We start from the raw sequence: 12,154 nt of genomic DNA, 5'->3' as shown, positions 1-12,154 counted from the left end.
ACGGGCTCACTTCGGAAGCCATGTCCCTGCCGATCGTCCACCATGCCGATTATGACGCCGACAGCGTGCCGGATGGCCACCGCTTCCCGATGCGGAAATATTCTCTGGTTGCCGAGCTGCTGCGCGAGCGTGGCGAGCGATTTGTCGTGCCGGCCCATGCGCCGGAGAGCTGGCTGCATCTTGCGCATGATCCGGCCTATGTGACGGCGGTCATCACCTCATCGGTCGACCGGGCTCGGGAGCGGCGTATCGGCTTCGAGATGACACCCGCCATCGCCGCCCGGACGCGCGCCTCTGTTGGCGGGACGTGTCTCGCTGCGCGGCTGGCGATGGAGCATGGCGCCGCGGTCAGTCTCGCCGGGGGCAGCCACCATGCGGACTATCAGGGCGGGGCAGGCTTCTGCGTGTTCAACGATGTCGCTGTCGCCGCCCGCCTCATGATCGAGGAAGGCATGGCCCGGCAGGTCGCGGTGATCGATTGCGATGTCCACCATGGCGATGGCACCGCCCGCATCTTCGCCGATGAGCCCCGCGTCTTCACCGCGTCGCTGCATTGCGAGGATAACTGGCCGCGCGAGAAGCCGGCCTCGGACCTGGATGCCGGTCTCGACAAGGGGACAGGTGATGCGGGCTATATCGAGGCTCTGGCAGGTCTCGTCAGCGAAGTTTTCGAACGCGCATCGCCCGGTCTTGTCTTCTACAATGCCGGTGTCGATCCGCACGCCGATGACAGGCTTGGCCACCTGGAGCTGAGCGATGACGGCCTCAAGGCGCGCGACCGGATGGTGGCGCAGGCGTGCGCGTCTCGCGGCGTGCCGGTCGTGGGTGTGCTGGGTGGCGGCTATTCGAAGGATGCGCGCGCCGTGGCCCGGCGCCACACCTTCATGGTCGATGCGCTTCAGGCGATTGCAGCCGTTTCCGCCTGAGCGCGCTTGCGCGGACGCTGCGACTCCCGCCACAAGAAAGCATGCCATCCGCCATCATTGCAGACCCTCAGGAAACCCCGCTCGACATATTGAAGCGCGTCTACGGCTATGAGGCGTTTCGCGGGCTGCAGGGCGATGTGATCGAGGATGCGATGGCCGGCCGCGATGTGCTGGCTGTCCTGCCGACCGGCGGCGGCAAGTCGCTCTGCTACCAGATTCCGGCGATCCTGCGCGGCGGTGTCGGCATTGTCGTCTCGCCGCTGATCGCGCTGATGGCCGACCAGGTGGATGCGCTGAAAGCGCTGGGTGTGCGCGCGGAGCGTCTGGATTCCTCCATGGCCTTCGAGGACAAGACCGAGGCCTTGAATGCGGCGGCGCGTGGCGAGATGGACCTGCTCTATCTCTCGCCTGAAGCGCTTTCCACGGGCCTTGCCGGACGTCTCGCCCAGCTGCCGGTATCTCTGATTGCCATCGATGAAGCCCACTGCGTCAGCCAGTGGGGCCACGACTTCCGGCCGGATTATCGCGCGCTCGGCCGGCTGAAGGAGATATTTCCCGGGGTGCCGCGCATGGCTGTCACGGCGACGGCCGACACGCGCACCCGGGATGACATCCTCGCCCAGCTGAATCTGACCGAGCCGCACACCCATGTTGCGAGCTTCGACCGGCCCAACCTGGCGCTCGGCGCCGAGCCGAAGGGCGGTGGCCGGTCCGATCGCGTGGTCTCGCTGGTCAAGGCGCACAAGGGCGAGAGCGGCATTGTCTATGCGGCGACACGGGATGGCACGGAAAAGCTTGCAGAGGCGCTGGAGCGGGCGGGCATCCCGGCGCTTGCCTATCATGCGGGCCTCGATTCTGACCTGCGGGCCGAGCGCCAGCGCCGCTTCCTGCTCGAAGAAGGGCTGACCATGTGCGCGACGGTCGCTTTCGGTATGGGCGTCGACAAGCCGGATGTACGCTTCGTGATCCATGCAGATCCGCCGAAGTCGCTGGAAGCCTACTGGCAGGAAGTCGGCCGCGCGGGCCGCGATGGCAAGCCGGCGGAAGGCTATGCGCTGTTCGGCCCGGCCGACATGCGCCGCTCGATCAGCTGGACGATGGAGAGCGATGCGGCGGAAGAGGTCAAACGTGTCCAGCTCACCAAGACACGCCAGCTCTTTGCGTTCTTTAATGGAACGGAGTGCCGTCGGGCGGCGGTCCGGAGATATTTCGGCGAGACCGATGTGGAGCCGTGCGGGGATTGCGACAATTGCCAGCGTGAACCCGGCGAAGGCTATGACGCGACGAAGTTCGCGCAGATGGCGGTTTCTGCCGTTATCCGCTGTGGTCAGCGTATCGGGCGCGGGCGGCTCATTATCCACCTCACCGGCCAGGCCAAGGATGGTTTCGATGAGGAAATGCAGGCCCTGTCGACCTATGGCATCGGCGCCGACCTTTCCAAGCAAGGCTGGAATGCGGTGTTCGACGAGCTGCTTTTCTCCGGCCTGCTGGCCGAAGGGGGCGATGTGATGCGCCCGGTGATCGTGGTGCCGGATGCCGAGGCCGCCAAGGCGCTGTTCAGGGGTGACCGGCAAGTCTGGCTGCGCAGCGATCCGAACGCCCGCAAGAAGCGCACCCGCCAGCGCTCGGCGTCGGCGGATTATGCCGGTGACCTGTCGGAACGCGACCAGTCGCTGTTCGATGCGCTGCGAAGCTGGCGGCTGGAGACGGCGAAGACCAAGGGTGTGCCGCCCTATGTCATTTTCCATGACAAAACGCTCGCCGCCATCGCGCAGGAACGCCCAACCGATCAGGACAGCCTGCGGTCGATTTCCGGCGTGGGCGAGAAGAAGGCCGGACGCTATGCGTCTGAAATTGCGCGGCTTGTCACTGAAGCGGCGTGACGCGGAACCCTTGCCATCAGGCGCCGTTGCCCTTTCTTAGGGGACAATGCTGAAGATCAATAAAAAGGAGGCTTGATGCCCAGCCAGACAACGAAGGCATCCGTCGTCGTGCGTAACGCGACCCTGGACGATGTGCCGAGAATCGCAGCGCTGGTGCTCAAGGTCTATGGAAGGCCCGCAGACGGCTATACGCCGGGCATGCTGCGCGGGCAGATTTCCGCCTTTCCCGAAGGCCAGTTTCTTGTCGAATACGATGGCGAGGTTGTCGGTTATGCCGCGAGCTTCCTCGTCAGCGAGGAGATGGCGCTTACGCCCCACAACTGGGTGGAGATTACCGGCAACGGCTATGCCGCCCGACACGATCCGGAGGGCGACTGGCTCTATGGCATGGAAGTCTGCGTCGATCCCGAGATTCGCCGCACAAGGATCGGCCAGCGGCTTTACAATGCGCGGACGCAACTGGCTGAATCCTGGGAGCTGAAAGGCATTGTCTTTGGCGGGCGCATGCCCGGCTGGCGCCGCAAGCGGAAGCAGTATCCGGAGCCGGAGGATTATGTCGAAGCCGTGAAGGCGCAGAAGATCACCGACCCGGTGATCCGCTTCCATATGCGCCAGGGCTTCGAACCGATCGGCGTGATGCGCAATTACCTCGATGAGGACAAGGATTCCGGCGGCCACGCCACTCACATGGTCTGGCGCAATCCGTATGCGGAGGAAGTCACCCAGGGCCAGAAGGTCTCTTATTCGACCAAGGAGTCGATCCGTGTCGCGACCGTCCAGGTCCAGATGCGGGCGGTGAAGACCTTTGAGGAGTTCATGAGCAACGTCGAATATTTCGTCGATGTCTGCTCGGACAGGCGCGCCGATTTCGTCGTCTTTCCCGAACTCTTCACGCTGCAGCTGCTTGCCTTCGAGAAACGCAAGCTGAACCATGCCGAATCAATCGAGGCGCTGACGCGCTACACGCCGCGCTTTGTTGACGAGATGCGCGAGCTCGCCATCTCCTACAACATCAACATTATCGGCGGCACCCATCCGACCATTGCCGATGATGGAGACATCCAGAACGTCGCCTATGTCTTCCTGCGCAACGGCTCCGTGCATGCCCAGGAAAAGATCCATCCGACGCCGGACGAACGCCACTGGTGGAACATCAAGGGGGGTGACTCGGTCGAGGTCATTCCGACTGATTGCGGTCCGATCGGCATCCTCATCTGCTATGATTCAGAATTCCCGGAACTGGCCCGCCGCCTCACAGACGAAGGCGCACGCATTCTGTTCACGCCCTTCTGTACCGACTCCCGCCAGGGATATCTGCGGGTGCGTTACTGCTGCCATGCCCGGGCTATCGAGAACCAGTGTTATGTCGTGACGTCCGGCTGCACCGGCAATCTGCCGAACGTGTCGAACATGGACATCAACTATGCCCAGTCGGCGATCATCACGCCTTGCGATTATCCGTTCGCGCGCGAAGGCATTGCTGCCGAGGTTGCCGAGAATGTCGAGGCCGTGGTCATGGCCGATCTCGACCTGACCGACCTCAACTGGGCGCGCTCACAGGGCACGGTGCGCAATCTCAGGGACAGGCGGTTCGACCTCTATCGCACGGTCTGGAAAGACGGCGGGTGAACCTTCCGGCGCTCAGTGAGAACCGGCCGCTGCGGCTGGGCAGCCTGATGCTGCTCTATGCAGCGCAAGGCGCGCCTGAGGGTCTTCTCTATATCGCCATTCCGGCCTGGTTTGCCGCGCAGGGTGTGCCGGCAGAAGCAATTGCGGGCTATGTCGCCATCATCCTGCTGCCGTGGAGTTTCAAGCTCTTCAACGGCGTCCTGATGGACCGGTTTACCTGGGCGCCGATGGGGCGAAAGCGGCCGTGGCTGATCCTCGCCCAGCTCCTGCTGATCGGGAGCCTGATCTGGTTTGCCGGGCTAACTGAACCGACCGAGGCGCTGACCTGGTTCGCCATTGCCGGCTTTGCGGTGAATTTCGCAGGCGCTTTCCAGGATGTCGCCATCGACGGCATGGCGATCGACATTCTCGGCGAGGATGAGCGTGCGAGCGCCAATGGCCTGATGTGGGGCGGCAAGACGCTTGGCACGGCGGGGTTTGCCTTTCTGACAGGCCGGCTGATCAGCGACGAAGGCGGACATGGCGTGGCCGCAATCGCGACGGCCATCTTTGTCGGTCTCATCATATTGCTGCCTCTTCTGCTGCGCGAACGTGCCGGGGAGAAACTGCTGCCATGGACAGAAGGACAGGCCGCACCGGTCACCCGGGAACGGCAGCTGGCGCGCTGGTGGCCGCTCATCCGGAATGTCTTCTCCGCCATGGCAAAGCCGGCCAGCCTCCTTCTCGGGGCCGGCATCCTGCTCGCCTTCGCCGCCTATGGCCTGAAGACGGCGTTCTCACCAACGCTGGCAGTGCAGGAAATCGGCTGGGAGCGGGAGGTCTTCACCAATCGCGATGCCATGGCCGACCTCATTGGCGGGCTGTTCGGTATCTTCGTATCGGGGTGGCTGGCCGACCGGGTTGGGCCGATGAAGGCGCTGGGCGCCGCGCTGGCGGGCATGGCCTTGCTTAACGGCGCGGCCGTCTTCGCCTGGCCGGATGGCGGCTTCTATTTCGCCTACCTGCTCGTCTACAGCGTGCTTTTCGTCCTCATGTCGGTCTGCACCTATGCCATCGCCATGGGACAGTCGCGGGGCACCGTCGCGGCGACGCAGTTTTCCATCTTCATGGCGCTGCTCAATCTCGGCACCAGCTTCGGCGCATCGCGGCTGGAGATGCTTCGCGGGGGCGGCGGCTATGAAGCTGCCTTTGCGGCATGCGCCGGCCTCAGCCTGGTGGCGGCGATCTTCTACGTGTTCTCCGTCCGGCTCGATGGGCGGACAGAGCCCTCACCCGTCCTCCGCGACCAGGAAATGCGCCTGTAGGGCCGCGACGGGTTTTTCGCGTTCAGCCTGCCAGGCTTCGGCACGCACACTCGCCATGCGGCGGCCAAGCTTGTGGACGATGGCGCGGGCATAGAGATCCTCACCCTTGGCGGAGCGCAGATAGTCGATGGTGATATTGATCGGCTTCGGTGGGCGCTTCAGGTCCGACAGCAGGAAGACCTGCGCCATTGCTGTCAGTTCCAGAAAGGCACCCGAGCACCCGCCATGCATCGCATTGATGGCGACATTGCCCAGGAATTTCTTCTGGAAGGGCAGGACGGTGGTCATCTCGTCGCCCATGATCTCGCAGCGCATCCCCAGGAATTGGGCGAAAGGCGTGCGGTCGAGAAAGGCCTGAAGGTCTTCAGCGCGCGTCATGAGGGTTTCTCCGACAGCATCTTGCGGGCATATTCGACCGCCTCATTGCCACTGGCCCAGCGGGAAATGTCATTCAGGGCGAAGGCGCCGGCGGCTGTGGCGATCACCTTTTCGCGGGTCTCGTGATAGGCCCAGGCATGGGTGAAGGCGACATTGCGGGTCAGGTGGTAACACTCGGCCTCGGCGAGGATGTCGCGGCCCTTCTCGGCCGGGCGCATATAATCGATTCGCAGGTCGAGCGTGGCCATGGATTTCGGTTCACGCAGGGCCGTGTTCGAAGCAACCCCGCAGAGATTGTCGAGCAGCGCAGTCAGGACGCCGCCATGGATGACGCCCGAATCGGGGTCGCCGACCAGGTCTTCACGCCATGGGACTTTCGCAAATGCCCGGCCTTTCTCGATGCCGGTCAGCTCGAAACCGAGCGCCTTTGCCCACGGCACATTGTCCATGATCTTGGCGGCATTTTTCTGCATCAGTCTGAAGAGGAGGTCATTGTCCTCGTCACTATCCGACATGGGGCGCTTCCTGCTTCCGTTGCGTGAAATTGACGTTCGCGTAAGCGTCGATACCATCCTTCTGTGAGAGCGCAACTCATCGCGCCACGGGAGGTTCATGATGGCATTTGACGGACAATCCAGAGGCAAGGCCTGCATTATCGGCGCCGGTTGCTCGGGTTTCACAATGGCCAAGCGGCTCAAGGATTACGGCATTCCGTATGATTGTTTCGAGATGTCGGACGATATTGGCGGCAACTGGTACTACCGCAATCCGAACGGGCTCTCCTCCTGCTATCAGAGCCTGCACATCGACACATCGAAATGGCGGCTGGCCTTCGAGGACTATCCCGTGCCGGATGACTGGCCGGATTTTCCGCACCATGCCCAGCTCTTCCAGTATTTCCAGGACTATGTCGATCATTTCGGCCTGCGCGAGACGATCACCTTCAATACCGAGGTGAAGAAAGCGGTTCGCCGCGAGGATGGCGACTGGGATGTGACGCTTTCGACCGGCGAGACGAACACCTATCAGTGGCTTTTCGTCGCAAATGGCCACCACTGGGATGCGCGCACGCCGGAATATCCGGGCGAGTTCACTGGCTACCAGGTCCACTCGCATCACTATCGTGACCCGTTCGAGCCTTATGATTTCCGCGGCAAGCGCGTTCTGGTCGTTGGCGCGGGTAATTCGGCGATGGATATTTCCTCGGAGCTGTCCCAGCGCCCGATTGCCGACAAGCTCTTCATCTCGATGCGCCGGGGCGTCTGGGTGCTGCCGAAATACATGAACGGCCAGCCGGCCGACAAATCGGTGTTGCCGGGCTGGATGCCGGCCAAGCTCGGCCGGAAGCTGGCTCGGGCGGCGATCAAGAAGCGCGTCGGCATGATGGAAGACTATGGTCTGCCCAAGCCGGACCATGAGCCTCTGGACGCTCACCCGTCTGTGTCAGGTGAATTCCTGACGCGCGTCGGCTGCGGCGATATTACGCCGAAGGGCGGCATGGAGCGTCTCGATGGCGACGGCGTGGTCTTCAAGGACGGCACGCGCGAGCAGATCGATGCGATCGTCTGGGCGACCGGCTACAATGTCAGCTTCCCCTTCCTGGAAGATCCGGAAATCCTGCCAAAGGATAACAAGCTGCCGCTGTTCAAGCGCATGGTCCGGCCGGGTTATGAGAACCTGTTCTTCCTGGCGCTGGCGCAGCCCTTGCCGACGCTGGTGAACTTTGCCGAACAGCAGTCGAAACTCTGCGCCGCCATGGTGGCCGGAGAGTATGCCCTGCCGCCGCGCGAGGAGATGGAGCGGATCATCAAGGAAGATGAGGAATTCCACCTCGGCCATTTCTACGATGCACCAAGACACACGATGCAGGTCGACTTTAACGCTTACGTAAAAGACCTTATGAAAGAGATCGAGCGGGGGCGGAAACGGGCAAAGGCACCGGCCTGAAGCCCGGCAAGCCAATGGGATAGCCCGCCATGAAACACGCTGCGCTGGTCTGTACCCTGATCATGCTCTGGCTGTCGGGGTGCGCCTCGCAGCCGCGTCGCGTCAGCCCGCCTCCGGCGATCACGACGACCTCATCCGTTCCGGCCGAGCAGGGCTCGTTCCGGCCGGATGCCAACCTCTATCTGTGCCCCAACGCCACGATCACCAATGCCCTGGAATCCGATGGCCGTAACCGGGTGCTGAACTTCAATCCGGTGGTGCTGGTAGAGGGGAAGGTCGTCCTGACACCGGTCCCGGTCAATAATGCCTGCCTGACATCCGGCTTCGGGCGCCGGTTCGGACGCACGCATGAGGGCCTCGACCTGCAGTCGAAACCGCCCGAAACCGTCTATGCTGCCGCGCCCGGCATCATCCGTGAGGCAAGCACGTCGAGCGGTTTCGGAAACCATCTCGTGATCGATCACGGGCAGGGCATCTACACCCGCTACGGGCACCTCGATCATTTCGCCTCCGGGGTTTACGAGGGCGCGCGGATCGGCTTCGGCCAGCCACTGGGGGTGATGGGCCAGACCGGAAATGCGACCGGCATTCACCTCCACTTTGAAGTGCTGACAGGCAATTACAACAATCCCAGACGCTCCTTCGGCCTGACGGCCCATAACCCGCTTTCCTTTCCCGCCTATACGGGCCAGTCTTCCGGCAGTTGAGCAGGCTGCAGGGTGGGTAGGTCCGGGACATGTTGAGCTGGCTGAGACCCGATGCGCTGGCTGAAACCTACCGCGACCCGGTTTCGTGGGCCGTACTTGCGGTCGACCTGTTTCCGATCTATGCGCTCATACAGTTTGGCTGGGACGCGACGGCGCTCGTCTTCCTCTACTGGCTCGAAAACCTGATCATCGGCGGCGTCACGCTCTTGCGGATGCTGGCCGCGAGTACGAATAACGGCCCGTTCGGCGTTGCCAGCCTCGCTTTCCTGGGGCCTTTTTTCACCATTCACTATGGCATGTTCTGCTTCGTGCACGGGATCTTTCTCGCCGTCTTTGCCGCTGCTGCGTCTGGCGGAATGGCGGAGGCCGATTTCATGGGGCCTCTGACGCTGGTTGGCTTTGCCCTGTCGACAGGCGAGCAGATGGGTCTCTTTGTCGGCGCGATCATCGCCTTGCAGTTGTTTCTTTATGTCCGCGATTTTCTGGGCCGTGGCGCCTTCCGTGAAGCCACGATCCAGACAGAAATGATGAAGCCTTATGGCCGCATCATCCTGCTGCATTTTGCACTGTTTGCAGGCTTCGGGCTGATGGTCGCCTTCGGCCAGCCGATGATCGGGGTGCTCGGACTAATCCTGTTGAGGGCGTTGTGGGGCGTCTATCAGTCTCACCTGCGCCATATACAACCGCAGCGCGAATCATTGAATAAAGTTGACGAAGCGTCACCAATTTGATTGCTGGGTATTCAACAGGCGCGGGGAAAGCATATGACGTCGATTGCGAAGGTCAGTGGGCCTGACGGAAAGAGGGCGCAGACCAAGGCGGCAAACCGGCAGGCGATCCTGGCGGCTGCCCGCCAGGTGTTTGCCCGCATTGGCTTCGATGCGACCACCGTGCGCGATATCATCCGCGAGACCGACCTCGCCGCAGGCACCTTCTACAATTATTTCCGGTCCAAGGAAGAAGTCTTCGAGGCCATCGCCAATGAAAGCGCACGCCGCTTCCGCCCGATGCTTCAGATGGTGCGTGAGAAAGCCCAGTCCTTCGAGGAATACATCCAGGCGGCCTACGGGGCCTACTTCACCTTCCTGCAGACTGAAAACGAGGACGCCATCAGCAGCGGGGCGCCGCATATGGCGCTGATCGGTGTGCGGGTGGATACACCCGAAATGCATGCCATCTTCGATGAGATCCGGATGGACCTCGAACAGGTGGCTCAGACCGCCAATATCTCGCTCGAGGATTCTGAATATCTCACTGCCGCCGCGATAGGGATTGCACGTGAGCTTGGGGATCATATGCTCCAGCGGCGTCCGGTCGATGTTGAAAACGCCGCCCGGTTTGCGACCACCCTGCTGCTCGACGGCGTTACGGGCCTCGCAAGACAGCCAAACTGACGGAAGTAATTCGATGAGTCTTCAGGTTACCATTGCGAAACTGCTGTTGAAGCTGCCGGGCAATCTTCTGGTGAAGTTGTCAGGCGGCAAGCCGGTCGAGATCAACGGCCGCGTTCTCGATCCGCAATTCCAATTCATTGCACATGGCGCGCAGCAACAGCCGCCCATGTCGTCGCTCTCGCCGCAGGAGGCGCGCGCCGCCTCGGCCATGGGGCTCGCCATGTTCGCTGAACAGCCAGAACCGGGTGTTACCGCCACTGACGACACCATCCCCTCCAGCGGGCGTCACCAGATTCCGGTGCGGATCTACCGGCCTGACAATCAGGATCCGAAGGCACCGGTCATGGTCTACCTGCATTTCGGGGGCGGGGTGATTGGCGATCTGGAGACATCGCATGTCTTCTGTTCGATCCTGGCCAAGCGCGTGCGCTGCCCGATCGTGTCCGTCGATTACCGGCTGGCCCCTGAGCACAAGTTCCCGGCCGGGCTGCAGGACTGTATCGACGCCTATGAGTGGGCCTTGCGCAAAGCCGAGACCCTTGGGGCCCCCGCTGGTGTCGCCACGATTGGCGGCGACAGTATGGGCGGCAATTTCTCCGCCATCGTGACCCAGGAGATGAAGCGCGAGCGCAAGCCGCTGCCGATGCTGCAGCTGCTCATCTATCCGGCGACCGAGCTGGAAAACGAGTTTCCGTCCTACACCGCTTTCGGCGAAGCCTATCCGCTATCGGCTGACACGATGCGCTGGTTCATGGACCAGTACCTGCCGGACGGGCAGGACCGCGCCGATGTGCGCCTTTCTCCGGCGCGCGAGACACGCCTAGAGGATCTTCCGCCCGCGATCATCGTGACCGCCGGCTTCGACCCGCTTGTCGATGACGGGGCAGCCTATGCCGAGCTGTTGAGACGCTCAGAGGTCGATGTGACGTATAAATGCTATGACAGCCTCGCCCACGGCTTCACGGCCTTCACGGGCGTGGTCAAGCGTGCGCGCGAAGCGTGTGAGGAAATCGCCGACATGGTCGCGGAGACCTATGCAGGCTTTGAGATTGAGGATGATTAGAGCGTGGCCTCAGGCGGCATAGGCCGCGAGTGCGAGCAATCCGACAAAACAGAAGAAGATGATACGCATGAGGTCCGCCTGACAGTTTCAATTATGACACTTGAGTGTCATTAATATGAAACTAACGCCACAGTCGATGTCAGGTTTCATCAATCAGACCTGAATGATTGTTGCGGACATTCCCGACATCAGGCCCGACAGGCCAGACATGCGTGTCTTCCGCGGGAAAAGGGGCGAACAGGTCGTCCACCTTGCGATAGCCGGTATCGAGCCAGCGATCGAAATCCGATGGATGCAGGATGACCGGCATGCGGTAGTGGATCCCGGCGGTCGCATCATTCGGTGTCGTGGTGAGGATGGTGAAGCTGTGCAGTTCCGAGCCGTCGATATGAGCCACGTCATAAAGGCCCGCAAAACAGAAATGACGCCGGTTACGCAGGCCCACGGCAAATGGGGTCTTCGCGCCAGCACGGCCCGTCCATTCATAATAGCCGCTCGCCGGGACCAGGCAGCGATGGTGACGGAAGGCGCCCCGGAAGACAGGCTTGTGGGCCACCGTCTCTGATTTCGCATTGAAGGTGGAGAAAGTCTTCTCCTTGAGAGGCTTGTTCCACCAGGAGGGCACAAGCCCCCACATCGCCGGTGCCAGCTCGGCCGGGCCTTCGCGGGTCAGGCGAATGATCGGCTGATAGGAGCCGGGCGCGGCATTATAGGTCGCCTCGGGCGGGTCGACCTCATCCGGGGGGATGAGGTTGAGCCAGGCCTGGAAATCGGACCAGGTCACACCGTGTCTGAAGAAACGTCCGCACATGAATTCTTGTTAAACAAATTGTTCAGTCACGAAAACGCCTCGGAACGTTAGGAAAGCAGGGACGTTCTGAGTGACACTGCTCGAGAACAGAGCTGAATAAGAGGAGTATCTC

Annotated in this window: 12 protein-coding genes; 9 read left to right on the top strand and 3 right to left on the bottom strand. The window is 61.9% G+C overall.

All coding sequences use genetic code 11. The features are described from left to right. Window positions 1-20: 20 nt before the first annotated feature. The 4 genes from Q1K29_RS11755 to Q1K29_RS11740 all read left to right on the top strand — a co-directional run bounded on the left by Q1K29_RS11755 (window position 21) and on the right by Q1K29_RS11740 (window position 5,742). Entirely contained in the window at window positions 21-926 is a 906-nt protein-coding gene (locus tag Q1K29_RS11755; protein WP_300394986.1) for a histone deacetylase, read from the top strand. Between the two features lie 41 nt (window positions 927-967). After that, the gene (gene recQ / locus Q1K29_RS11750) at window positions 968-2,809 is read left to right on the top strand and encodes a DNA helicase RecQ (RefSeq protein WP_300394984.1); all 1,842 of its coding nucleotides are present in this window, start codon (window positions 968-970) and stop codon (window positions 2,807-2,809) included. A gap of 75 nt (window positions 2,810-2,884) precedes the next feature. Then, the gene (locus Q1K29_RS11745) at window positions 2,885-4,438 is read left to right on the top strand and encodes a bifunctional GNAT family N-acetyltransferase/carbon-nitrogen hydrolase family protein (RefSeq protein WP_300394982.1); all 1,554 of its coding nucleotides are present in this window, start codon (window positions 2,885-2,887) and stop codon (window positions 4,436-4,438) included. Further along, window positions 4,435-5,742: an MFS transporter gene (locus Q1K29_RS11740; protein WP_300394980.1), complete on the top strand. Its 1,308-nt coding sequence runs from the start codon at window positions 4,435-4,437 to the stop codon at window positions 5,740-5,742. The genes Q1K29_RS11745 and Q1K29_RS11740 overlap by 4 nt, the downstream gene beginning before the upstream one ends. Here Q1K29_RS11740 and Q1K29_RS11735 read toward each other — a convergent pair. After that, window positions 5,707-6,120, bottom strand: coding sequence for a PaaI family thioesterase (locus Q1K29_RS11735; RefSeq protein ID WP_300394978.1), 414 nt, complete (start codon window positions 6,118-6,120; stop codon window positions 5,707-5,709). The genes Q1K29_RS11740 and Q1K29_RS11735 overlap by 36 nt on opposite strands. After that, complete coding sequence (locus Q1K29_RS11730; RefSeq protein ID WP_300394976.1) at window positions 6,117-6,635, bottom strand: PaaI family thioesterase; 519 nt, start codon at window positions 6,633-6,635, stop codon at window positions 6,117-6,119. Before Q1K29_RS11730 ends, Q1K29_RS11735 begins: the two co-directional genes overlap by 4 nt. 100 nt (window positions 6,636-6,735) lie before the next feature. Between Q1K29_RS11730 and Q1K29_RS11725 the strand changes: the two genes are divergently transcribed. From Q1K29_RS11725 to Q1K29_RS11705, 5 genes are read left to right on the top strand one after another with little or no spacing between them, the layout of a single operon-like run. Then, complete coding sequence (locus Q1K29_RS11725; protein ID WP_366524203.1) at window positions 6,736-8,067, top strand: NAD(P)-binding domain-containing protein; 1,332 nt, start codon at window positions 6,736-6,738, stop codon at window positions 8,065-8,067. 29 nt (window positions 8,068-8,096) lie between these two features. Then, window positions 8,097-8,774 carry a M23 family metallopeptidase gene (locus tag Q1K29_RS11720; protein WP_300394972.1) on the top strand — a complete coding sequence of 226 codons (678 nt, stop codon included), beginning with the start codon at window positions 8,097-8,099 and terminating at the stop codon, window positions 8,772-8,774. Window positions 8,775-8,803: 29 nt separating this feature from the next. Further along, on the top strand, window positions 8,804-9,505 hold the full coding sequence (locus Q1K29_RS11715) for a DUF6498-containing protein (protein ID WP_300394969.1): 702 nt from the start codon (window positions 8,804-8,806) through the stop codon (window positions 9,503-9,505). Between the two features lie 33 nt (window positions 9,506-9,538). Beyond that, window positions 9,539-10,168, top strand: coding sequence for a TetR/AcrR family transcriptional regulator (locus tag Q1K29_RS11710; protein WP_300394967.1), 630 nt, complete (start codon window positions 9,539-9,541; stop codon window positions 10,166-10,168). Window positions 10,169-10,181: 13 nt separating this feature from the next. Next, window positions 10,182-11,231 carry an alpha/beta hydrolase gene (locus tag Q1K29_RS11705; RefSeq protein ID WP_300394965.1) on the top strand — a complete coding sequence of 350 codons (1,050 nt, stop codon included), beginning with the start codon at window positions 10,182-10,184 and terminating at the stop codon, window positions 11,229-11,231. A gap of 139 nt (window positions 11,232-11,370) precedes the next feature. On the opposite strand, the gene Q1K29_RS11700 is transcribed toward Q1K29_RS11705, so the two are convergent. Then, window positions 11,371-12,042, bottom strand: coding sequence for an SOS response-associated peptidase (locus Q1K29_RS11700; protein WP_300394962.1), 672 nt, complete (start codon window positions 12,040-12,042; stop codon window positions 11,371-11,373). Window positions 12,043-12,154 lie beyond the last annotated feature (112 nt).

It is taken from the genome of Henriciella sp. (genome assembly GCF_029937755.1).
Lineage (GTDB): Bacteria > Pseudomonadota > Alphaproteobacteria > Caulobacterales > Hyphomonadaceae > Henriciella.
This window is presented reverse-complemented; position numbering and strand designations above follow the sequence as displayed.